This is a genomic window from Chryseobacterium sp. TQ-BC-N36, assembly GCF_058382295.1.
On sequence record NZ_CM178175.1, the window covers coordinates 4,751,987 to 4,775,673 of the forward strand.

Below are 23,687 nucleotides of genomic sequence, written 5' to 3' on the forward strand. Positions count from 1 at the left end.
CATCAAGTATTCACTTAAGTTTTGTCTATTAGTATTCCTTTGAATCCTTAAGATTCTAATCAGTGTGGCTGGATTCCTACGGAATGACATAGTTGGGGATATATTAGATCTTAGAAACTCACAATTTAAAATTGATCACTCCTAACCAACTCAGGCTGTACAATTCATCACTCATAATTTATAATTCATAATTATCGTTCATCATTCGTCCCTAGCCCCGATAGGAATGGTTACCCCGCAGCAGGAGGTGGAAGCACTGGGATTAGCAAGGAAAATAAGCCCTGGCGCGAGGAGTAGGAATGGATAGCGGGATGATGCTCCTGAACGTTAAAGGCTGACCAGCTAACTATTTCCTTGTATAACCCTGTTTTACTCAAATAATTTCAATAAGTTTGTAGTGGTTTTCTAAAATAATAATAATGTCAGGAAACATTCTGATCATCGATGATGAGATCAAACTCCTTAAACTATTAGGGATGATCCTTTCCCAGGAAAATTTTAATGTAAAAGAGGCTTCTACCGCACGTTCGGCAATGACGATGCTGGAGCAATATGAATTTGATGTTGTTCTGAGTGATGTCCGCCTGCCTGATGCTTTTGGAGTAGATCTGGTAAAGTCTGTTAAAAGCAAATATCCACAGCTTGAGATTATTTTGATGACGGCATTCGGTAATATTACGGATGCCGTACAGGCCATGAAGAACGGTGCTTATGATTATCTGGTAAAGGGGGATGATAATGAGAAAATCATCCCATTGGTCTATAAGGCGCTGGATAAAGTAAAAGATAATAAATCAAGAGTTGTTCAGCAGACTGGAACAAAAGGATTTCATCAGATCATAGGGAAATCGCCTTTAATTTTACAGGCCAAGAAACTGGCTGAAAAAGTAGCTCTTACAGATGCTGCTGTACTTCTTACAGGAGAAACCGGGACGGGAAAAGAAGTCTTTGCGAGTGCTATTCATGAGGGAAGTGACCGGAAGAAAAACAGTTTTGTAGCAATCAACTGTTCAGCATTCAGTAAAGAAATTCTGGAGAGTGAGCTTTTTGGACACAAGCAAGGTGCTTTTACCGGTGCTTTGAAAGATAAAAAAGGGCTGATAGAAGAAGCTGACGGAGGAACTTTATTTCTGGATGAAATTGGCGAAATGCCTATAGAGTTACAGGCAAAATTACTCAGGGTGTTGGAGACCAGAGAATTTATCAAAATGGGGGAAACCAAAGTTTCCAAATCGGATTTCAGATTGATTGCTGCAACCAACAGGGATCTGGAAGATGAAATAAAGCAGGGAAATTTCAGAGAAGATCTTTATTTCAGATTGAATGTCTTTGAGATCACGCTTCCTCCATTAAGAGAAAGAAAAGAAGATCTGAAAGCCATTGCCCAGTATTTTATAGATGTTTTTTCACATAAACTGCATCTGGTAACAGTTCAGGTAAATCCTGATTATTATAAAGCTCTTGAACGAAACGACTGGAAAGGGAATATCCGTGAGTTGAGAAACGCTGTGGAGCGTAGCTTGATTTTAATGGATAACAGTATTCTTGATGCTGACAGCCTTCCCCATTATTCCGAAAAAACAGTTCCTGAAAGTGACTCATTAAGTATCAGATCACTGGAAAAAATACATATCCAAAAAGTACTACAGTATACAAAAGGAAACAAAGCGGAAGCAGCCCGTTTATTGGAGATCGGTATTGCCACACTGTACCGTAAGCTTGAAGAATACGGATTAAAATAATCCTTTATCATTTTAATAAAGAGCCTATCATTTTGATAGGCTTTTCTGTTTTTATAGAATGCTTGGTTTTGTTTTAATGTTTTGTTATTCAATGTTTTAAATGTTTATTTTTCAAAATGGACTTTCTTTTGGCATATAGTCTCTGAATAAAATATTTAAAAATGACAATTTCAAGAAAAACGTTTAAAAAACGGGAGCATTCGACTTTTAGTCTGCTGATTGTATCGTACGTATTGTTGACTCTTTTAACCCTAATGATTAAGATATGATGCTGATAAGTTTAATTCTGCTTTTTGCAGTGTTGTTTTGGCTTTTGTATAAATCAGTTGAATTTTTTGATAGAATATAAATTATGTGGAGTTTATTTTTCCTCTCAATACTTGCCTTTGTGTATATCTGTTATGTTTTAATAAAACCTGAAAAATTTTAACCCGTCATGAATACAGAAATATTAGGCATAATAGCAATGTTTGCTGTTACATTAGTTATCGGAATATTTTTAGGGAAATACATTGCTAATGTTTATGGATACAAAAAGACTTTTCTCGATCCGGTTTTTGAACCTGTTGAAAAGTTAATCTATAAAATCTCGGGTATTAATCCCAACCGTCAGATGAACTGGAAACAGAATATGTATGCCATGCTGACGATTAATCTGGTTTGGTTCATCATTGGTTTTCTTCTTCTTTTGAATCAGGTATGGCTTCCTTTAAATCCCGACGGGAATCCGAATATGTCGCCCGATCTGGCTTTTAATACAACCATTTCATTCTTAGTGAACTGTAATTTACAGCACTATTCGGGAGAAACAGGAGTAAGTTATCTGAGCCAGCTTTATCTGATGTTTTTACAGTTTGTCACAGCTGCAACGGGAATGGCAGCTATGGCTGTTCTTTTCAAAGCTTTTAAAGAAAAGACAAGCACTGAACTTGGGAACTTCTACGATTTCTTTACAAAATCGATGATTAGAATTCTGGTTCCGATCAGTGTGATTGTTGCGTTAATTCTTTCTATCAACGGAAGTCCGATGACTTTTGAAGGGAAAGATCATATGATAACACTGGAAGGTCAGAAGGCTGATGTTTCCAGAGGTCCTGTGTCTGCATTTGTTGCCATCAAGCACTTAGGAACCAATGGAGGCGGTTTTTTTGGAGCCAACTCAGCGCATCCGCTTGAAAATCCTAATTATATGACCAATATGACAGAGATGGTCACTCAGATGATCATTCCGTTTGCATTGGTATTTGCATTGGGTTTTTATCTGAATAAAAGAAAGCTTTCATGGGTAATTTTTACAGTCATGACCGTCGGTTTTCTGGCGCTTACCATTCCGAATATTGTGAATGAAACGGGAGGAAATCCTCTGATTACACAAATGGGAGCAGATAATAGCCTGGGAGCGATGGAAGGTAAGGAAATCCGTTTCGGAAGTGCAGCATCCGGATACTGGAGTATCGCCACTACTGTAATTTCTACAGGTTCTGTCAATGCGATGCACGATAGTACTATGCCGCTTTCAGGGATGAATGAACTTCTTGCAATGATGATCAACTGTTTCTACGGAGGCTGTGGAGTTGGAATCCTGAATTATTTCATCTTTATCATTCTTGCTGTATTTATCAGTGGTCTGATGGTAGGACGAACCCCTGAATTTATGGGGAAAAAGATCGAAGCGAAAGAAATGAAGATCGCAATGATCGTGGCATTATTCCATCCTTTTCTAATTCTTGCAGGAACAGCTTTAACAGCCTATTTACCGGAATTCGGAGCAAAAACATTGAATAATCCGGGATTCCATGGGTTCAGCGAAATGCTGTACGAGTTTACTTCTTCTGCAGCCAATAACGGATCCGGATTTGAAGGACTTGGAGACAATACACCATGGTGGAATATCTCCACAGGAATTGTGCTGCTTCTCTCAAGATTTATCCCGATTATAGGACCGGTAGCCATCGCAGGATTATTGGCGCAGAAAAAATACATCCCTGAAAGTTCAGGAACCCTGAAAACAGATACAGCTACTTTCGGATTCATGACCCTGGCGGTGATTTTACTGATTGCAGCGCTGTCTTTCTTCCCTGCATTGACCTTAGGTCCTATTGCGGAACAGATTCAGTATTTCTCAAAATAAATGTGAACATTAAAAATTACAATCAATATTCAACCATTAAGAATGCTGAAGAGTTTGAGGAAGCTAGTCTGACACTTACTGAAACGTTCACTTATATTATCCATCTCTACCCTTATTATTTGGTATGCCTTGATGGTGAGTATTGATTTACAATGATATAAACTCTTTCAAAAAAATGAAAAATCAGTCACAAACATTGTTTCAAAGAGATTTGGTTAACGAGGCAATAAAACAGTCTTTCGTGAAGCTGAATCCGAAAATTATGTTTAAAAACCCGGTCATGTTCCTGGTGGAGATCGGAACCATTGTCATGTTTATCGTAAGCATGTTCAGCCTTACTGGTGATAAATCGCAGGGAAGCTTTTCCTATAACTTTTTAGTATTTATTATTTTATTTTTCACCGTTCTGTTTGCCAATTTTGCAGAAGCTATTGCAGAAGCAAGAGGAAAAGCGCAGGCTGATACTCTCAGGAAAACAAGGGAGGAAACTCCAGCCAAATTAGTGGTTGATAACAAGTCTGGTTTTCAGGTAGAAACCGTTTTAAAAATGTCTGCAGAAATGACATTGGGCGACATTTTTCTTTGCGAGGCCGGAGATCAGATCCCGATGGATGGAGAGATCATTGAGGGACTAGCTACCATTGATGAATCTGCCATTACCGGAGAAAGTGCACCAGTAATCCGTGAAGCAGGGGGAGACAAAAGCTCTGTAACAGGAGGTACAAAAGTTCTGTCAGACAGAATTAAAGTAAAAGTAACTACAAAACCCGGAGAATCCTTTCTAGATAAAATGATTGCCCTTGTAGAAGGAGCATCAAGACAGAAAACGCCAAACGAAATCGCATTAACCATACTTTTAGCAGGATTCACGCTTACATTTATTATTGTTACCCTCACTTTAAAGCCTTTTGCAGACTATGCACAGACTCCGATTACTATAGCGGCATTTATATCTCTTTTCGTTTGTCTTATTCCGACAACCATCGGCGGTCTGCTTTCTGCAATCGGAATTGCGGGGATGGACAGAGCATTGAGAGCGAATGTGATTACCAAAAGTGGTAAAGCAGTAGAAACAGCTGGTGATATTGATGTACTGCTGTTAGATAAAACCGGAACAATCACGATAGGAAACCGTAAGGCGACCCAATTTCATCCTGCCAATGGAATTCAGATTGAAGAATTCATTAAAGCTTCTGCATTAAGTTCTGTAGCGGATGAAACACCGGAAGGAAAATCTATTATTGAACTGAGTGCTTTGAAACCGGAAGATTTGCTGGTTGCTAATCCTACCTATATTGACTTTACTGCAGAAACAAGAACTTCAGGAATTGATTTTGACGAAACAAGAATCCGTAAAGGAGCTTACGATACGATAAAAAAACTGACTGAAAAAGCCGGGAATATCTTCCCGCAGGAAACCCAGGATGCGGTGACCAAAATTTCTGAAAACGGAGGAACTCCTCTGGTTGTAGCCGTTAATGAAAAAGTATGGGGAGTTATTGAGCTTCAGGATATCATCAAAACAGGAATCCAGGAGCGCTTCCAGAGACTGAGAAAGATGGGGGTAAAAACGGTAATGGTAACCGGAGACAATCCTCTGACCGCAAAGTTCATTGCAGAAAAAGCAGGTGTAGATGACTTTATTGCTGAAGCTAAACCGGAAGACAAGATGAATTACATCAAAAAGGAACAGCAGGAAGGTAAGCTCGTAGCCATGATGGGTGACGGTACCAATGATGCCCCGGCACTGGCACAAGCTGATGTAGGGGTTGCAATGAACAGTGGAACGCAGGCTGCAAAAGAAGCCGGTAATATGGTAGACCTTGATAATGATCCGACAAAGCTGATCGAAATCGTGGAAATTGGAAAACAGCTGCTGATGACAAGAGGAACACTGACGACTTTCAGTATTGCAAACGACGTAGCAAAATATTTCGCCATTATTCCTGCACTCTTTATCACTTTTATTCCATCCCTTCAGAAACTGAATATTATGAATCTTCACAGTCCGGAAACTGCCATATTATCAGCAGTTATTTTTAACGCGGTGATTATTCCGTTCCTGATTCCGCTGGCACTGAAAGGAGTAGCTTATAAGCCAATCGGAGCAAGTGCATTGTTAAGAAGAAACCTTTTGATCTATGGACTGGGCGGGGTCATTGTTCCATTCATAGGAATCAAAATTATTGATCTGGTAATCAGTTTATTTTATTAAAATTTTAAAAATGAAAAATCATATTGTTTCAGCATTCAGATTAACGCTTGTAATGCTGGTGGTTACAGGAATTTATCTGACAGTTGTCTATGCAGGTTCTAAAATACTTCCTAATAAAGGAAACGGAGAAGTTATTTATGATAAAGGACAGAAGTTCTATGCCAATATCGGACAGGAATTCAAATCTGAAAAATATTTTCACGGCCGTCCTTCCTCTGTCAATTATAACGCAGCAGGAAGTGGAGGAAGCAACAAAGGGCCAAGCAATAAAGAATATCTGGAGGTTGTACAGAAAAGAATTGATACTTTGAAAATGGATAATCCTGAAATGGGGAATACCAAAGTCCCTGTAGAGCTTGTTACAGCAAGTGGAAGCGGGCTTGATCCGGATATTTCTGAAGAAGGAGCATTGTATCAGGCAAAGAGAATTGCGAAAGTGAGAAACCTTTCCGAAGAGCAGATCAGAAATTTAATTAATACTCAGACTGAAAAGCCGTTGTTAGGACTTTTCGGACCATCAAAAGTAAATGTTCTGAAACTTAATATTGCTTTGGATCAGTTAAAATAAATTCATCAAAAAATTTCTTTTCAAGATTCAAACAAAGAATAAAAGAGAAATTCAGCTAAAACGAATTCTGTGTTCTGGAATTCTGAATTGTAAGCTGTAAAAGATCAAATCAAAACAGCCCTTATTTTTAATCTAAAAATTACAGACCACGGAATTCATTTGTTAATATCAGGGGGAATAACAGTACCACATTACTCAATTAATACATTATTATCAATATTTATATAATGAAATCAAAAACTTTTCAGGCAGCATTTTTTCTTGGACTGAGTACCTTAAGTTTTATCAATGCTCAGGAAATAAAAAAAGACTCGGTAATTGCACAGCCTAAAGATTCTTTAGTAACAAAAACAGATTCTAAAATTCCTTTTGACGGCTATGACCTTACATGGATTAATGGCCAGAACCGGCAGACAGACTTTCCTTTAACTTTAAAAGATAAAAATGGAGAAACTATACTCACGGGAGTAACTTATGTGGATGCTTACTATAATTATGATTTTAATCGTCCGAAGGATAATACCCACACGATTTCTGCAGCAATAGGCCGTTCTAATGAAGTCACAATAAATATGGCCAGTATCGGACTGGAAACCAATTATAAAAATGTAATAGGCCGTTTATGGCTGCAGTTTGGCCAGATGGGATCTATTGTTCAGGATCTTGACGGAACTTTGAATCACGGGAAAAATACCAGTGGAAACAATTTAAAATACATTCGTGAAGCCGCTGCAGGATATCATTTCAATGTGATGCATGGATTGAATGTGGAAGCAGGTATTTTTATGAGTTATATTGGTCTGGAAAGTTATGTTTTGGGAGAAAACTGGAACTATCAGAGAAGCTTAGTCTGCGATTTTACGCCTTTCTATTTCCAGGGAGCAAGAATTCAGGCATACCCATCCAAAAAATTCAAAACAGAGATTTGGGTTCTGAACGGATGGCAGACTTATAATTCATGGAACACAGGTTTAGGATTGGGGGTTTCCAATTATTATCGTCCTAATGAAAACTTACAACTTGTTGCAAACTTTTATCTTAACGGACAGGACACCAGAAATAATCCCGGAGTACGAAGATTTCACCATGACCACAGTATTGTAGCCAGATACTATAAAAACAAAGACAGTGACGGGCTGTCACAAGCTGCCTTCAGTATCAATAATCATTACGGATTTCAGAGCGGAGGAGGAGTGAAAGCTAAAGACAACTATATGATCGGTACTTCTGTAGCCAACAGACTTTGGTTTCATCAAAATAAAATTGCTTTGACTTTAAGAGCCGATGCGGTTTCCAACCCGGGAGCTTATCTGGCGTTTACTCCTTCTCCTGTTGCCAACAATGACTTTAATGATGCCATTGCAGCCGGAGAAAAACTAAAAATGTTTCAGGGAACAGCAACGGTGGATATTATGCCCAATCAATTCGTTACCTTTAGATTAGAATATGGATTCAGAAAAAGCAACATACCTTATTTCGCAGGAAGAGAGGGAACTACCAGCCCGGATGGGTGGATAGATACTCCGGTAGAATCCTGGAGACAGGATCTGAGAAAGTCTGACAGCAGATTTACACTTGCCGTAATGTTCAGATTATAACGAGACTATTGACGAAATAATGATTGAAACTATGAAAAAATATATTGTTGCCGGGATATTATCAGGGATATTTTTTCCAAAAGCCCAAACTGCGGATTCTTTACAGCAGAATCCTAAAATAAAGTTTTCTGCGTATGCAGAACTTTTTTATACCTACGATTTCAATGAACCGGGCAATCATATGCGCCAGAGTTTTCTATACTCATATAACAGGCACAATGAAGTAAATCTTAACTTAGGTCTGGTGAAGGCATCTTATGAAAATGAGCGTCTCCGTGCCAATCTGGCTTTAATGGCCGGAACTTATGCCCAGGATAACATGGCTGCAGAACAGAACGCTTTGCGCTATATCAATGAAGCCAATATTGGAATTAAAATTTCCAAAAATAAAAACGTATGGATTGATGCAGGTATTATGCCTTCTCATATTGGCTGGGAAAGCGCTGTCGGAAAAGACAATTTTAACCTGACCAGAAGTCTGGCTGCTGAAAATTCCCCCTATTTCGAAACCGGTGCTAAGATCTCTTATACCTCGGATAGCGGGAAATGGTTTTTAAGCGGCTTGGTATTGAATGGCTGGCAGCGTATTGCAAAAGCTGAGGGCAATCAGAGTATTTCTTTCGGGCATCAGATCATTTATAAGCCGACCGATAAAATTATCCTGAACAGCAGTTCATTTATCGGTAATGATAAAGCAAAAGAAGACAAAAGAATGCGGTATTTCCATGATCTTCATGGGATTTTTCAGGTAACTGAACAGCTTTCTGCTATTTTAGGTTTTGATATCGGTGCAGAGCAGAAATCAAAAGGAAGTCAGCAGTATAATATATGGTACAGTCCGAATGTTCAGATGAAATATCAGTTGGACAGCAAATGGGCACTGGCAGGAAGGCTGGAATATTACAATGATAAGAATGGTGTCATTATTAATACCGGAACTCCTAATGGATTTCAGACCTTCGGGTACTCTCTCAATGTAGACTATGCGATCTATAAAAATGTGGTTTTCCGTACGGAAGCAAGGGGCTTTACTGCTAAAGACGCCATTTTTGCAAAAAATGATGAATTTAAAAAAGGAAATTTCTTTATATCATCAAGTTTAGCAGTTTGGTTTTAAAAACGAATTTAGCTACAGGAAAAGTGCTTAAAGTAAAATTAAAAAGAATAAAATCAATGTCATCAGCAAAAGATTTTTTAGAACTGATCCAAAAGTCCCGCAAAGGAAAATTCAAAATTTATATCGGGATGAGTGCAGGCGTAGGAAAGACGTTCCGTATGCTTCAGGAAGCACATTCCCTTTTGCGAAATGGCATTGATGTAAAGATTGGGTACATTGAAACTCATGGACGGGAAGAAACCGAAGCTTTGGAGGAGGGTCTTCCTCAAATTGAAAGGAAATCAGTCTTTTATAAAGGAAAGAACCTTGAGGAAATGGATCTTCAGGCCATTATCAACGAACATCCTGAAGTCGTATTAGTGGATGAACTTGCCCATACCAACGTAGAAGGTTCCAAGAATAAAAAAAGATGGCAGGATGTGCTGGAAATTCTTGATAACGGAATCAACGTCATCAGTGCCATGAATATCCAGCACATCGAAAGCCTGAATGAAGAAGTAAAAAAAATCACGGGAGTGGAAGTAACAGAACGGGTTCCGGATAAGATACTGGCACTGGCAGATGAAGTGGTGAATATTGACCTTACCGCAGATGAGCTGCTCACCCGTTTAAAGGAAGGGAAAATCTATAAGAAAGAAAAAATTCAGACAGCACTGAGTAACTTTTTCCAGAGCGGGCATATTCTGCAGCTTCGTGAATTAGCTTTAAAAGAAGTAGCCACCCATGTGGAAAGAAAGGTGGAAACAGAGATTAAAACTGAAAATTTTAAACCCATAAAATTCCTGGCCTGTATCAGCAGTAACGAAAAAATTGCCAAAACAATTATCCGTAAAACAGCAAGGTTAGCAAGTTATTATAACAGCCCGTGGACGGTTTTATACGTGCAGAAACCCTCAGAAAATCCTGAAAAAATTGCGCTGGATAAGCAGCGGTATTTGATTAATAATTTTAATTTAGCACAGGAATTAGGTGCCAAAGTAGTCCGCATCAAGGAAAGCAGCGTTCATAACGGAATTCTGGAATATGTGATAGCCCATAATATTACAACAGTGTGTATTGGGAAACCTCATGCCAGGTTCTGGCATCGGCTCTTGGGATACAGCTGGATCTATACCCTGATGAACAGACTGAATGAAAGACAGATAGATATTATTATTTTATCTTAAAAAGTAATGAAACTTAAAACGAAACTTACCTTAGGCGTTGGCCTTTTATTCCTGCTGATCGTTCTGCTTTCAGTGATAGGTTCTGTATATATCAATAAATTAAAATCTGATACTGAAAAAATTCTTACTGCCAATTACAACAGTCTGGAGTTTTCCAAGAATATGCTGCTTGCCCTTGATCATATCAGCACGGACAGTACTGTTGCAATAGCAGATTTTCAGAAAAATAATAAACTTCAGGAAAAAAATCTTACAGAATTTGGAGAAAAAGAAGCCACGCAGAATCTGAACCTTCATTTCGACAGCTATCTGAAAGCTCCGGATATCCAAAAAGAAAAGCTGATACGGGAAGATCTGGCCAAGATTATGTCTTTGAATATGAAAGGGATTGAACGAAAGAGTGATATTGCCATCATTACAGCAGAAAATGCCACTTTCTGGATCGTAAGCTTAGGAACTGTTTGTTTTCTGATCGCTTTTATATTACTTTTCAATTTACCCCAAACCATTGCAGAGCCCATTAATCAGCTTACCTTCAGTATTAAACAGATTGCCGATAAAAACTATAGTGAAAGGGTTCATTTCAAAGGAAGTGAAGAATTTAACAGCCTTGCCGATTCGTTCAACAGTATGGCAGAGAAACTTCAGGAGTACGAAAGCAGTACACTTTCAAAACAGTTGATGGATAAAAAACGGATCGAAACGCTGGTCAATAACATGCATGATGCAGTTATTGGGTTGGATGAAAATCATTTTATCTATATGATCAATGATGAAGCTTTGAAAATCACCAATCTTCACAAAGAAGAAATTATCGGAAAAACGGCTCATGAAGTGGCTGTTAATAATGATCTGATGCGTGAACTATTGAAAAATATAGATCATCCGGTAAAAGATCCGATTAAAATTGTCCGCGATAACAAGGAAAACTATTTTGAACAGGATATTATTCCCATCAATATTGTAAAAACAGGCGAAAAAGAGAAAAAATATATCGGAAAGGTAATCTTACTGAGAAATATTACCCCTTTCAAAGAACTGGATTTTGCCAAAACCAATTTTATTGCAACCATATCCCATGAACTGAAAACACCGATCTCAGCTATCAAGATGGGAGTTCAGCTTCTTGGAAACCAAAAGTTCGGAGAACTGAATGAGCAGCAGCAGGAATTGTTGAAGAGCATCAATGAAGACGGGCAGCGCTTACTGGATATTACAGGCGAGCTGCTTAACCTTTCCCAGGTAGAATCCGGAAATATCAGACTGACTGTTGAAAAATGCTCCCCAAAAGAAATCGTACAGACTGCTGTAAAGAACGTTGAAAAGCTTGCAGAGCAGAAAAACATTTCCATCAGTACGGAATATCTTCTAGAAGACAGCGATGCTGTGACAGCTGATTTTGATAAAACGGTCTGGGTAATGAATAATTTCCTGACTAATGCGGTAAAGCATTCTTTTCAGGACGAAAGTATTAAGATTGTAGTTGAGAAACTGGATTCTTTCATTCAGTTCAGCATCATTGATACCGGAAGCGGAATTGATGAAAAATACCACCGACAGATCTTTGACCGCTATTTTCAGGTTCCCGGCGAGCATCAGAATGGTACGGGGCTTGGATTAGCAATTTCAAAGAATTTTATTGAGAAACAACATGGAGAAATAGGAGTGAAGAGTTCTCTGAATAACGGAAGTACGTTTTATTTCAGACTGCCGGTTTCATAAGGGTTATTGTTATATCTTTGAATAAGAAAATATTTGATTTTTCTTATTTAAAAATTTGTAATTCTATCCTTTTAAATTCATGGATCCTTTTTTCTATTTGCCATTGGCAGGTGTAGTATTTTTTATCATTTCAAGAATTTTCTTTTATAGCCAGAAAAATAAAATTATCGAAAAATATAAACAGCCGGATGCGGTAGTTTTTAAAAATATCCATGGCACCATTGTTTCAGTCACTAAAGGAAGTCTTAGCTATAGTAAAAAAATTGGATGGTACAGTTTTGAAATTTTCATGAATCAGAATTCTATGTTTTTGTTTCCTAAAGATTTTTACATTGTTCCCGGTAAGTGTATCAATCTGAGATTTGGATCAGATCGAAGAAATACAAGAAACCCGGAAGTTCTGAGAGAGTTTCATATCCATGATAATTATGTGGAACTGATTCTTTATCCTGACTGGATGCCCAATACAAAACGCACAATTTCTTTGGAAGGATTAAACAAGGAAGAAATTTTACTGTTCCGGAAAGTGTTGCTTAAAGAAGCATAAACCGTTATTCTTATATTTGTGATAAAAATAACAATGAGAAAAACTTTAGGGCTCTTATTATTTTCAGTTGTATTGAGTATTCAGGTTTCTGCTCAGACATTCACATTAGAACAGCTTAAAGGTTTCAACAAACTGACAATGGATGAGTTTAAAAAGGAAATGAAGCAGCTGAAGTTCAGATTTTATGACAGAACTGAGGGCTTAGGCTTTCTTTTAACCGAATACGAAGCCCCGGACTACACCTCAAAAATAGGGAAGTTTGAATATAAAGAAGAAAAATCAGAAGACAGGATTGAATTTGAGTTTAAAGAGAAGAAAGAATATGATCAGTATCTTAAACTGATATTGGCAACCGGGTATAAAGAAACAGGGAAAGGAAAGATCATTACCAAAGAACCTTACATAGATTACTACAGGAATAAAGAACATATCAGGATGATTCTGTCAAAATCAGGAGAAAATGCTTCATATACTATTATTATTTTTAAGTAAATAAATTTTTCTAAATTTGATCTTAAATCACATAAGATGAATACTTCAGATTTAAAAATTGATTTAATTAACAGAATTACCCAATTAAAAGAAGCCCGAATTATTGAAGAAATTCAAAAGATTCTGGATTTTGAATTGGACCAGAATGAATATATTCTTACTACCGAGCAAAAAGAAAGAGTTGCTGAAGGAAGAGAAGAATATAAGAATAAAGCATATCTTACGGAAGATCAGGCCAATCAGGATATAGAAGAATGGCTAAAAGAAAAGTAATTTGGACCGTTAAAGCCAATAAAGAAAGAAAAGAAATTCTTGAATATTGGATGCTAAGAAATAAAACTAGAACTTTCAGTATAAAACTCAATAGGCTGATCCTGTATAATATCGGGTTATTAGCCGATCACCCTACAATAGGAAGAAAAACAGATATTGAAAAGGTACGGGTAAAAATAGTAAGAGATTATCTGATATTTTATGAATTTTCAAATTCTGAGTTAATCATACTTTCTGTTTGAGATGGAAGGAGAGAGGATAAAAAGTGAGAAATTATTTAATTCGACTCATTTCTATAATAATAAAAGACCATTGAATTATTTCAATGGTCTTTTCTGAAAATATTTTAAAATTTTATTATTTCTCAATCAGATCCAGAAACTGCTGCTCATCCAGAATCGTAATTGTCCCAATATCCTGGGCTTTTTTCAGCTTGCTTCCTGCTTTTTCACCTACTACAAGATAGTTGAGGTTTTTCGAAACGGCAGAAATATTTTTTCCACCATGCTTTTCTACCATTTCTTCAGCAGATTCTCTGGTAAATAATGATAATTTTCCGGTGAACAGGAAAGTTTTTCCTTCCAGAACATTGGATAGAACCTCATTGGTACTTTCTCCTTTTTCAAGCTGTACTCCGTAAGATTTCAATCGCTCGATCATCAGGATGTTTTCAGAATTCTGGAAGAAATCAACGATGCTTACTGCAATTTTAGTCCCGATATCTTCTACCTGGCAAAGTTCTTCAATGGTAGCGTTTTTTAATTCCTCAATCGTTGGAAAATTTTTCACCAGTTTTTTGGCAACCGTTTCCCCTACATGCTTAATTCCGATTCCGTACAAAACTTTCTCGAAAGGAACTTCTTTGGATTTTTCAATTCCAGTGATGATGTTCTGGGCAGATTTTTCCGCCATTCTTTCCAGCGGAAGAAGCTGTTCTTTCGTTAAAACATAGAAATCAGCCGGATTTTCAATCAGTCTCTCCCTATACAGCTGTTCAATTGTTTCACTTCCCAGATTGTCAATATTCAATGCTTTTCTGGAAACGTAATGGATCATTCTTCCTACGACCTGTGGCGGACAGTGAAGTTCGTTCGGACAGAAATGAATGGCCTGATCTTCAATTTTTACCAGCTCAGTACCGCATTCAGGGCAGTGTTTGATATATTCAATTTCTTTGCTTTCTTCCGTTCTTTTATCCGTGTTTACCCCTACAATTTTCGGAATAATTTCACCTCCTTTTTCTACGTACACGAAATCATGTTCATGAAGATCCAGCTTTTTAATGATATCTTCATTATGAAGGGATGCCCTTTTTACGATCGTTCCGGCCAGTAAAACAGGTTTAAGGTTGGCAACAGGAGTAATAGCACCCGTTCTTCCCACCTGATAAGACACACTCTGAAGTTCTGTCTCTACTTTTTCCGCTTTGAATTTATATGCCATTGCCCAACGCGGAGATTTGGCCGTATAGCCAAGCTGTCTCTGCTGTTGCAGTGAATTCACTTTTAAAACAATTCCGTCAATTTCAAATGGCAGATTATGGCGTTCGGTATCCCAGAAAGTAATAAATTCCTGTACCTCAGCCATGGTTTTACATAATTTGGCCTGCTGAGAGGTTTTGAAGCCCCAGCTCTGCGCTTTCTGAAGCAGTTCCCAATGGCTTTCAGCAGGAACTTCATCAGAAATAAACTGATACAGTACAGAAGAAAGTCCACGCTTTCTTACCTCAGCGCTGTCCTGCATTTTCAGGCTTCCGCTGGCTGTATTTCTCGGATTCATGAAGGGGTCAAGACCTTCTTCTTCACGAAGTTTATTGATTTTGTCAAAGTTTTTTCGGGTCAGATAAATTTCTCCACGCATGAAAAACTGAGCAGGAAAATCACCCTTTAAAGTCAGAGGAATATCTGAAATGGTACGTACATTCGGGGTAATTTCATCTCCCTGGAAACCATCACCACGGGTCACAGCCTGTGAAAGCTTACCGTTTTCATAAAGAATAGAAATGGAAGCACCATCATACTTCAGTTCTGCAACGAATTCTACCGGATCGTCAATGGTTTTGATGATTCTCTTTTCCCAGTCTTCCAGATCGTCAAAATCGTAGGAATTGTCCAGAGAATACATCCTGAATTTATGCTGAATCGTAGGGAAAACCTTGGTAACACCACCACCTACCCGTACTGTAGGGGAATTTTCGTCATAAAACTCGGGATATTTAGCTTCCAGATCCTGTAGTTCCTGCAGAAGCATGTCGAACTCATAATCCGTAATCGTTGGAGTATCAAATTGGTAATAGTTTTCGTTATGCTGGTGAAGCTCTTTGCGGAGCTGCTCTATCTTTTGTTGAATGTTTTCAGACATTGCTTTTCTATCTTTTGAGCAAAAATAACTAAAGTAATTCGCATTTAAAAAATAACAGAATAAAATAGTACAGGAAAATTAAAAATCCGTAACATGCTTTAACATGCTGATTTTGCACGCTATAAAACAAGTGTTTAAAGTAATTTAACATAACGTTCTGATTTAATTAAAAAAATGTTAAAGCTTTCTTAAACACCTGCCCCTTAAAGTCAAAATACCTTTGCACATCTGATTAAAAGAAACCTCAAAATGATCTATCATCATGAAAATCAAAGAGGTTTCCGGGCGAATATCAAAAAATTAATAATATAGATCTTCGGAAGAAATGAAAAAAGTAAAGATTGTACTGGGATTATTGTTTTTAGGGCTTGGAACCATGGCTTATGCACAGACCACACAGGCTTCTATTGTAGGGAAAGTTACCGGACCGGGAAGCACGGCTCAGGAAAAAGTGAAAGTAACGATCGTGAATGAGTCTACAGGATTCAGAACGGAAACGGAAACGAACTCAAAAGGGGAGTATATTTTTAAAGAAATACCTCTTGGTGGGCCTTACACAGTCATTGTGAACGATGATAAAAAAGAAGGGTACAATGTGAATTTTGGTGATCAGGTTACTGTCAATATGGATCTTGGAAATGAGAAGCATATTGAAGAAGTAAAGATTACAGGGAACCTTAAAAACAAGATCGGAAACCTGGGAGCGGCCACCGCTATTTCTGCTAAAAATATCAGCATACTCCCCGTAAACGGTCGAAATTTTGCCAATCTTGCTGAACTATCACCACTGAGCGGTAAAGGTGGAAACCTTTCCGGACAGCTGGGGTCTTCTACCAACTTTACAATTGATGGGATGACAGCCAAAAATCCTACTTCTGCCGGAGCTACTACCAGCCGAAGCGGTGCCCCTTTCTCAATCTCTATTGAAGCGGTACGTGAATTTAAAATCACAACCAACCAATATGATGTTACTTTGGGAAGAAGCGGAGGTGGAACAGTAAGTGCTGTTACCAAATCAGGGACCAATAAATTTTCAGGAAGTGCCTGGGAATATTTAAGAACCAACTGGCTTTCCAGCCCATATGATATCAGAGGAAACAAAAGAGATAATGATTTCTCTACTTCCCAGTTCGGATTTTCATTGGGAGGTCCAATCATTAAAAACAAATTGCATTTCTTCGTTGCATGGGACCATCAGTTGGATTCAAGACCATTGGTCATTGCTGATATCAAGTCTCCGGATGACGAAAAAAGATTCAATACAACAACACAGACACTTAACCAGTTTCTGGATATTGCCAGAGCAAAATATGGGGTAGGAAACACCCCGCAATTCGGAACATTTGATAAAGTGAGAAACTCCGATGCTGCATTCTTACGTCTTGACTGGCAGATCAATGAAAAGCATTTATTAACACTCAGAAATAACTTTACCTACGACCTTAATAAAAACGGATTGGGTGATAATACCAATATCAACTTCTTTGAATCTTACGGAAATGACAAAAACCTTGATAACAGCTTGTTGTTAACATTAAGATCAAACCTTCAGCCTAATCTGACCAATGAATTGAAGGCACAATATCTTTACACTTTCCAGGACAGTTACCAGAACAGCCAATTAGGAAAACCGGTTCCGAGAGCTATTGTGGAAGGAGTATCATCAAGCGTGGGGTCAACTAATATTCAGATCGGAGGACACCGTTTTGCTCAGGAAAGCTTCAGAAATAATGTATTTCAGGTAGTCGATAATTTGTATTACAATACAGATAAGGTAAAATATACTTTCGGGGCCGACCTTATGTATACAATGGCAAAATCTGTATACGGAAGTGAGGTGAACGGGAGATTCCATTTTCAGGGGATGAGTAACTTTGACGCGATGACACCTTACAGATTCTACAGAGAAGTTCCTTTGATGGCAGATCCATCCGTAAGATCCAATATCTGGAATATCGGAGTATATGGTCAGTTCCAGACGAAAATAGCAAAAGGGCTTGATTTGATGGCCGGTCTAAGATTAGACTACGGTGGTTATCCGAAAGCAGAATTCAACCAGAAACTGTTTGACGAAATGGGAATCAGAACGGATAACAAAATCAAATCATTTGTCATTCAGCCAAGATTCCAGTTTGACTGGAATATCAATGAAGGGAATAAAGACTTCCTGAAGTTCGGTGCCGGAATTTTCTCTTCCGATATCAACAATTATATGATCATCAACAACCTTGTATTTGATGGTAGACACCTTGCTACAGTAGATGTAAATCCTACAGCGATTGGTCTTACTCCTGATTTTAACAGTTACAGGAATGACTATAATTCTGTTCCGTCTCTTTCCCAGTATCAGATTCCAACAATTAACTATACCGGTAAAGATGCGAAAATCCCGATCGTTTATAAAGCGAATATTTCTTATACCCATTTCTTCAATGAAAGATTCAGAGCAGGAATTGCAGGTTATATGGCTTTAGGTAGAAATAATTACTATTACTACGACAGAAACATGGTAGCCAATCCGTTCTTTACCTTAGCTAATGAAGATGGAAGAGGAGTCTTTATTCCTACAAGTGCCATTACCAATAACTCCAATAACAGTGTGAGTTTTGACTGGAAAGCAGGAAGAATCAATAAAAATTTCGGAAGGGTACTGGAATTGGTAAGCGATGGTAAAGTAAACCAGTTCTCATTCGTCATTGATACAAGTTACCGTTACTGGAAAGATGGAGAAATTACAGCAAGTTACACCTGGTCTGATATCAAAGACAATACTTCTTACAACGGAAACGTAGCGAACTCTGCAACGTTGTCTACCATGATCCAGAGTGATCCGAGAGATTTAAGAATGACCTATTCTGACAACCAGTTCCGTAATAAAGTGGTTATCTATGGTAACTCACCTACCATTGCCGGATTTACAGTAGGAATCAGATATTCAGGAATCGGAGGAACCCGCTTCTCTGCAACCACAGGAGGAAATATCAACGGAGATTTTGTAGATTCCAATGACCTCGCTTTTATCTTCCCGAATCTCACGAAAGCTATCCTGGATGATCCACAGGTAGGTCAGGCTCTGAAAGATTATATTAATGAATATAACGGGAAAATCGCAGAACGTAACGGAGGTAAGAATGGTTTCTACGGTGTTTGGGATGTGCGGGTAGCCAAGAAAATTAAATTTGATAAGGTCGGAGCTTTTGAGCTTTCTGTAGATATCTTCAATGTGGCAAATCTGCTTAATAAAGAATGGGGAGTAAACAAATCATACGGAAATACTTCTTTGTATAAAGTAACCAAGTTCAATAAGGATACGATGCAGTATGAATACACCAAAAACGTAAGTGGAGGTGGTTTGGTTCCTCTGACAGGAAATCCTTACCAGATCCAGATCGGTGCGAAGTACACCTTCTAACATCTTTTTGAACCACAGAAGACATAAAAGAAATTGAAACAGCCACTGTTCTTAAAAATCGTTGATGTCTCTGTGGTTTCCATTTTTTAATAACTACCTTTATCCGGAAGTTTCAGAACTTTGTTTTAATAATCTAAATTATATTATGAAAAATTTTATCTTAGGGTTAGCAGTTTTAAGTACAGTTATGATGAAAGCACAAACCCAGATCATTGCCCATAGAGGATATTTCCAGACACAACCTCCTACAACGGAGAACTCACTTCAGTCATTGGAGAATGCCCAGAAATTAAAAGTATATGGGTCTGAATTTGATGTAAGAATGACTAAAGACGGCGTATTGGTGATCAATCATGATGAGCATCATGGTAATTTGGAGATTTCAGACGCAACTTTCAAAGAATTGGAAGCTGTGAAATTGTCCAATGGAGAAAGCTTCCCCACTTTAAAAGATTATTTAAAACAGGGAAAAAAAGATAAATCGTTGAAGTTAATTGTAGAGATCAAACCCGCGAAGACTCCGGAAATTGAAAATGAAATCACTCAAAAGACGATCAAAATGATCAAAGATATGAAGCTGGAATCTCAGAGTGAATTTATTTCTTTCAGCCTGAATATCTGTAAGGAAATCAAAAAATTGGCTCCTGCGTTTAAAGTACAGTATCTGAACGGAGAATTGTCTCCTGAGCAGATCAAAAAAGAAGGATTGGACGGTATGGACTATCACTACAGTGTTTTCCAGAAAAATCCTACCTGGATTGCTGAAGCCAATGCATTAGGATTGATCACCAATGCATGGACCGTTAACGATGTTGCCGTATATCATGAATTGAAGAAACAGGGAATCGGGTTTGTAACCACTAACATCCCTGAGCAGTTGAAGAATAAATAATAATTGAATATCCTTCACAAATAGTACAGCTGAAGAACAACATATTCCCCTCCTCTGGAGGGATGTCAAAAATTCTTTGAATTTTTGACGGGGTGGTCACAACTTCCCAACACAACCATCAACAATTTAAACAGTCTGCCTCTTTTAAGGAGCAGACTGTTTCTTTTTTAGACCTAAGTACCTAATTTTAGTGATAACAGGAAAATAGAGTTTATTGATTTTGATTTATTTTATTGTAAATCAATTTATTGTGTATTTTGTGTGGTATTATCCCAAGCCAAGACAATAAAGATACACAAATACGATTGTAGAATGATATTAAAAAAACTTAATTAATTAAATATCTGTTAATTAGCTGTTTAACTAGTATTATTAAGACTGGATTAATATATGGTTTAATAAATTTTTAAGAAACGTTAAAATTGTGTTAAGATCATCCTTGTAATGTCGTTTTAATTTTGCGCAAACAAAAAGGAAATGCGTAAAGAGACACAAAAACTGTTGGTTTTGTCGCTGTTAGGATTTGTCAGCGTCAATCTTACAGCGCAGCAGAAAGCTAAAAAAGACACCGTTAAAGGACTTGACGAAGTAGTGGTTACTGCTTTGGGAATCAAAAGACATGACAGGGCTTTAGGATATGTTGCTGAGAAAGTAGAAGCCAAAACATTTGAAGAAACTCAGAATAACAACTGGGCACAGTCAATGGAAGGGAAAGTGGCAGGTCTTAAAATCCAGACTGCCGGAGCAGGGCCACTGGGAACTTCCAGAATTACTTTGAGAGGAGAAAAATCCATTATGATGGATCATAACTTTGCGCTGATTGTAGTGGATGGGGTGCCATTAAGCAATTCCACCACAGGTTCCGGTACAGCTGCTTATGGAGCGGGTTCCGGCGGCGATGTTCCCATTGATCTTGGAAACGGACTGAACAGCATCAATCCCGATGATATTGAATCCGTAACGGTACTGAAAGGAGCTTCTGCAGCCGCATTATACGGATCACGGGCAGCCAACGGAGCATTGATGATCACAACCAAATCCGGTAAAACAAAAAACGGAAAACTGAGAGTCACTTTTAATTCTTCCTCAAGCTTTGATTCTGTATTAAAATGGCCGGACTGGCAGTACGAATATGGGCAGGGAACACTGGCCGTAAATAGCGCAGGAGATTTTTATTATTCCTACGGTCTTTCTCCGGACGGACCAAGTACAGGCGGCACAAGTAGTGCTTTCGGACCTAAATTTGCCGGACAGTATTATTTCCAATATGACCCTAATGTAATGGGACAAAGTAAGGAAAGACAATTGTGGAGACCTTATGAAAACAATATCAAAGGATTCTGGAGAACAGGCTCTAACTATTCAAACAGTATTTCAGCAGAAAGCTCCAATGAAAAAACAAGCTTCAGAACTTCACTTACTTACCTTAATAATGAATGGATGATGCCGAATACAGGCTTTGACAGATTTAATTTTGCCTTATCCTTTGCCCATCAGCTTACCCAAAAATTAAAAATCTCAACAAAATTTGCTTATAACACTACTACCAGTGATAATCTTCCTGCAACGGGATATAACAATCAGTCGATTTCTTATTTCATGATTTTCCAAAATCCGAATGTAGACCTTGAATGGTATAAACCTATCTGGAAACCCGGACAGGAACAGGTTGATCAGATCCATCCGTTCAGCTCTTATATTGATAACCCTTACATGATTGCTTATGAAATGCTGAACGGGGTAAGAAAGAAAACCATTACAGGAAATATCACAGCAGATTATCAGTTGAATAAAAATTTCAGCTTAATGCTGAGGTCAGGTATTGAGATCCTGAATGAAAAAAGAACCACCAAAAGGCCATGGAGCTCTGCCAACTACCTGAAAGGTTTCTACAGAGAACAGTTTATCAAAAATCAGGAATATAACAATGACCTGTTATTTTCCTACAAAGCAGATTGGAATAAACTCAGTATTTCTGCATCCGTAGGAGGAAGCATCCGTTACAATGAATACGTACTGAATGACTATCAGGCCATCGGATTGAAAACAGCAGGTGAGTACAACCTTACCAATGCGCTTTCTATTCCGGTTAAATATCCGTCACCAAGAGATAAACATGTAGACAGTGTGTACGGGTTGCTTACTCTGGGATATGACAATAAAATATTTGTGGATGTTACCGGAAGAAACGACTGGAGTTCCACACTTCCGAAGCAGAACAGATCTTTCTTTTATCCGTCAGTAAGTACCAGCTTTATTTTATCAGATATTTTCAATCTGAAAAGTAATAACCTGAATGTATGGAAACTGAGGGGCTCCTGGGCAAAAGTAGGGATAGACAGTGATCCTTATCTTCTGGATAACTATTATTCAGCAAGCAACATAACGGGAAGTGTAGTAGCACCTACAACATTTAATAATCCTTCCCTTAAACCTGAAAAAAATACGAATATAGAAGCCGGTATGGATTTCGGTCTTTTCAAAAACAGGCTGAACCTTAATTTTACGGCATATCAAAATGTCAGTGAAAACCAGATTATCCCGGTATCCCTGCCTTACGAAAGCGGATACGCCAGAAGGATAATCAATGCAGGAGAGATCCGAAACAGAGGTCTTGAGCTTTCAGCGGATATCCTGGCTGTAAAAGGTAAAAACTTCTCCTGGAAAGTTGGTGGAAACTGGTCTACCAACGAAAACAGAGTGATGACATTACCTGAAGGATTTGACGGGATTGTTTCCAATGTAGGGGATGTCGTCTTCTATAAAATGGAAGTGGGAGGCTCACTGGGAGATATGTACGGATTTAAATTACTAAGAACTCCGGACGGAAAAGTAATCTACGGTGAAAACGGACTTCCGGCAAGACCTGCAGATATTGAAAAAGTAGGAAATGCATTCCCGAAATGGAGAGCAGGTCTTCAGAATGATTTCAGAATTAAAAACTTTACGATCAGTTTCTCATTTGACGGTCAGTATGGTGGTATTGCTTATTCTCAGTCACATCATAAAATGTCTGAACAAGGTAAGCTGAAATCCACTCTTCCGGGAAGAGATAATCCTGGTGGGATAATTGTCGGAGATGGCGTTGTTCAGAATCCGGACGGAACTTTCAGCCCGAATACAAAAGGAGTACTGGTATCTTCTTATTATGGAGATTACTATAGGAGAGCCAATGTAGAAACCAACAGCTTCAGTACAGATTTTATTAAGCTGAGAGACGCAAGAATTGCCTATTCCTTCCCCAAAGAGACCATAAAATCTATCGGTCTGGATGATCTTACGATTGCCATTTTCGGAAAGAACTTATGGATGTGGACCAAGTTCCCGATGTTTGACCCCGAAGTGGCTACGCTGGATAATGCAACCATCACTCCCGGAGTGGAGATGGGACAGCTTCCAACAGCAAGAACAGTCGGTTTTCAGCTAAATCTTAAATTCTAAAATCTTTAAA

At 38.2% G+C, this 23,687-nt stretch carries 17 protein-coding genes; 16 read left to right on the forward strand and 1 reads right to left on the reverse strand.

Annotation, left to right across the window (positions count from 1 at the left end):
• Nucleotides 1-419 precede the first annotated feature (419 nt).
• The 13 genes from AC3FI7_RS21515 (at nt 420) to AC3FI7_RS21575 (ending at nt 13,813) form a co-directional block, all read left to right on the forward strand.
• The gene (locus AC3FI7_RS21515) at nt 420-1,742 is read left to right on the forward strand and encodes a sigma-54-dependent transcriptional regulator (RefSeq protein WP_491460868.1); all 1,323 of its coding nucleotides are present in this window, start codon (nt 420-422) and stop codon (nt 1,740-1,742) included.
• Nucleotides 1,743-2,094: 352 nt separating this feature from the next.
• On the forward strand, nt 2,095-2,172 hold the full coding sequence (locus AC3FI7_RS21520) for a potassium-transporting ATPase subunit F (protein WP_077415921.1): 78 nt from the start codon (nt 2,095-2,097) through the stop codon (nt 2,170-2,172).
• Nucleotides 2,173-2,178: 6 nt separating this feature from the next.
• Complete coding sequence (gene kdpA, locus AC3FI7_RS21525) at nt 2,179-3,873, forward strand: potassium-transporting ATPase subunit KdpA (RefSeq protein ID WP_491460869.1); 1,695 nt, start codon at nt 2,179-2,181, stop codon at nt 3,871-3,873.
• A 175-nt stretch (nt 3,874-4,048) separates the two neighbouring features.
• On the forward strand, nt 4,049-6,088 hold the full coding sequence (kdpB, locus tag AC3FI7_RS21530) for a potassium-transporting ATPase subunit KdpB (protein WP_142724761.1): 2,040 nt from the start codon (nt 4,049-4,051) through the stop codon (nt 6,086-6,088).
• Nucleotides 6,089-6,098: 10 nt separating this feature from the next.
• Entirely contained in the window at nt 6,099-6,656 is a 558-nt protein-coding gene (gene kdpC / locus AC3FI7_RS21535) for a potassium-transporting ATPase subunit KdpC (protein WP_142724760.1), read from the forward strand.
• Between the two features lie 227 nt (nt 6,657-6,883).
• A complete protein-coding gene (locus AC3FI7_RS21540; RefSeq protein WP_491460870.1) occupies nt 6,884-8,254 on the forward strand; it encodes an outer membrane beta-barrel protein in 1,371 nt (456 codons plus the stop codon).
• 31 nt (nt 8,255-8,285) lie between these two features.
• Nucleotides 8,286-9,371, forward strand: coding sequence for a porin (locus tag AC3FI7_RS21545; RefSeq protein WP_491460871.1), 1,086 nt, complete (start codon nt 8,286-8,288; stop codon nt 9,369-9,371).
• Nucleotides 9,372-9,427: 56 nt separating this feature from the next.
• The gene (locus tag AC3FI7_RS21550) at nt 9,428-10,537 is read left to right on the forward strand and encodes a sensor protein KdpD (RefSeq protein ID WP_142724757.1); all 1,110 of its coding nucleotides are present in this window, start codon (nt 9,428-9,430) and stop codon (nt 10,535-10,537) included.
• Nucleotides 10,538-10,543: 6 nt separating this feature from the next.
• The gene (locus tag AC3FI7_RS21555; protein ID WP_142724756.1) at nt 10,544-12,259 is read left to right on the forward strand and encodes an ATP-binding protein; all 1,716 of its coding nucleotides are present in this window, start codon (nt 10,544-10,546) and stop codon (nt 12,257-12,259) included.
• A 79-nt stretch (nt 12,260-12,338) separates the two neighbouring features.
• Entirely contained in the window at nt 12,339-12,806 is a 468-nt protein-coding gene (locus tag AC3FI7_RS21560; RefSeq protein WP_491460872.1) for a hypothetical protein, read from the forward strand.
• Between the two features lie 33 nt (nt 12,807-12,839).
• A complete protein-coding gene (locus tag AC3FI7_RS21565; RefSeq protein WP_142724754.1) occupies nt 12,840-13,298 on the forward strand; it encodes a hypothetical protein in 459 nt (152 codons plus the stop codon).
• 36 nt (nt 13,299-13,334) lie between these two features.
• Nucleotides 13,335-13,571 carry a hypothetical protein gene (locus AC3FI7_RS21570; RefSeq protein ID WP_002981680.1) on the forward strand — a complete coding sequence of 79 codons (237 nt, stop codon included), beginning with the start codon at nt 13,335-13,337 and terminating at the stop codon, nt 13,569-13,571.
• The gene (locus AC3FI7_RS21575; protein WP_142724753.1) at nt 13,553-13,813 is read left to right on the forward strand and encodes a type II toxin-antitoxin system RelE/ParE family toxin; all 261 of its coding nucleotides are present in this window, start codon (nt 13,553-13,555) and stop codon (nt 13,811-13,813) included. The genes AC3FI7_RS21570 and AC3FI7_RS21575 overlap by 19 nt, the downstream gene beginning before the upstream one ends.
• 115 nt (nt 13,814-13,928) lie before the next feature.
• On the opposite strand, the gene ligA is transcribed toward AC3FI7_RS21575, so the two are convergent.
• Nucleotides 13,929-15,932, reverse strand: coding sequence for an NAD-dependent DNA ligase LigA (gene ligA, locus AC3FI7_RS21580; RefSeq protein ID WP_142724752.1), 2,004 nt, complete (start codon nt 15,930-15,932; stop codon nt 13,929-13,931).
• A gap of 325 nt (nt 15,933-16,257) precedes the next feature.
• On the opposite strand from ligA, the gene AC3FI7_RS21585 reads away from it, so the two are divergent.
• From AC3FI7_RS21585 to AC3FI7_RS21595, 3 genes are all read left to right on the forward strand, one after another.
• A complete protein-coding gene (locus AC3FI7_RS21585; protein ID WP_142724751.1) occupies nt 16,258-19,344 on the forward strand; it encodes a TonB-dependent receptor in 3,087 nt (1,028 codons plus the stop codon).
• Between the two features lie 145 nt (nt 19,345-19,489).
• Nucleotides 19,490-20,236 carry a glycerophosphodiester phosphodiesterase family protein gene (locus AC3FI7_RS21590; protein ID WP_491460873.1) on the forward strand — a complete coding sequence of 249 codons (747 nt, stop codon included), beginning with the start codon at nt 19,490-19,492 and terminating at the stop codon, nt 20,234-20,236.
• Between the two features lie 477 nt (nt 20,237-20,713).
• Entirely contained in the window at nt 20,714-23,677 is a 2,964-nt protein-coding gene (locus AC3FI7_RS21595) for a SusC/RagA family TonB-linked outer membrane protein (protein WP_491460874.1), read from the forward strand.
• Nucleotides 23,678-23,687 lie beyond the last annotated feature (10 nt).

What these genes read in the sequence shown, in the direction of transcription:
- AC3FI7_RS21515 (WP_491460868.1), top strand. Translation starts at nt 420, where the DNA reads ATGTCAGGAAACATTCTGATCATCGATGATGAGATCAAACTCCTTAAA.
- AC3FI7_RS21520 (WP_077415921.1), top strand. Translation starts at nt 2,095, where the DNA reads ATGTGGAGTTTATTTTTCCTCTCAATACTTGCCTTTGTGTATATCTGT.
- kdpA (WP_491460869.1), top strand. Translation starts at nt 2,179, where the DNA reads ATGAATACAGAAATATTAGGCATAATAGCAATGTTTGCTGTTACATTA.
- kdpB (WP_142724761.1), top strand. Translation starts at nt 4,049, where the DNA reads ATGAAAAATCAGTCACAAACATTGTTTCAAAGAGATTTGGTTAACGAG.
- kdpC (WP_142724760.1), top strand. Translation starts at nt 6,099, where the DNA reads ATGAAAAATCATATTGTTTCAGCATTCAGATTAACGCTTGTAATGCTG.
- AC3FI7_RS21540 (WP_491460870.1), top strand. Translation starts at nt 6,884, where the DNA reads ATGAAATCAAAAACTTTTCAGGCAGCATTTTTTCTTGGACTGAGTACC.
- AC3FI7_RS21545 (WP_491460871.1), top strand. Translation starts at nt 8,286, where the DNA reads ATGAAAAAATATATTGTTGCCGGGATATTATCAGGGATATTTTTTCCA.
- AC3FI7_RS21550 (WP_142724757.1), top strand. Translation starts at nt 9,428, where the DNA reads ATGTCATCAGCAAAAGATTTTTTAGAACTGATCCAAAAGTCCCGCAAA.
- AC3FI7_RS21555 (WP_142724756.1), top strand. Translation starts at nt 10,544, where the DNA reads ATGAAACTTAAAACGAAACTTACCTTAGGCGTTGGCCTTTTATTCCTG.
- AC3FI7_RS21560 (WP_491460872.1), top strand. Translation starts at nt 12,339, where the DNA reads ATGGATCCTTTTTTCTATTTGCCATTGGCAGGTGTAGTATTTTTTATC.
- AC3FI7_RS21565 (WP_142724754.1), top strand. Translation starts at nt 12,840, where the DNA reads ATGAGAAAAACTTTAGGGCTCTTATTATTTTCAGTTGTATTGAGTATT.
- AC3FI7_RS21570 (WP_002981680.1), top strand. Translation starts at nt 13,335, where the DNA reads ATGAATACTTCAGATTTAAAAATTGATTTAATTAACAGAATTACCCAA.
- AC3FI7_RS21575 (WP_142724753.1), top strand. Translation starts at nt 13,553, where the DNA reads ATGGCTAAAAGAAAAGTAATTTGGACCGTTAAAGCCAATAAAGAAAGA.
- ligA (WP_142724752.1), bottom strand. Translation starts at nt 15,932, where the DNA reads ATGTCTGAAAACATTCAACAAAAGATAGAGCAGCTCCGCAAAGAGCTT.
- AC3FI7_RS21585 (WP_142724751.1), top strand. Translation starts at nt 16,258, where the DNA reads ATGAAAAAAGTAAAGATTGTACTGGGATTATTGTTTTTAGGGCTTGGA.
- AC3FI7_RS21590 (WP_491460873.1), top strand. Translation starts at nt 19,490, where the DNA reads ATGAAAAATTTTATCTTAGGGTTAGCAGTTTTAAGTACAGTTATGATG.
- AC3FI7_RS21595 (WP_491460874.1), top strand. Translation starts at nt 20,714, where the DNA reads ATGCGTAAAGAGACACAAAAACTGTTGGTTTTGTCGCTGTTAGGATTT.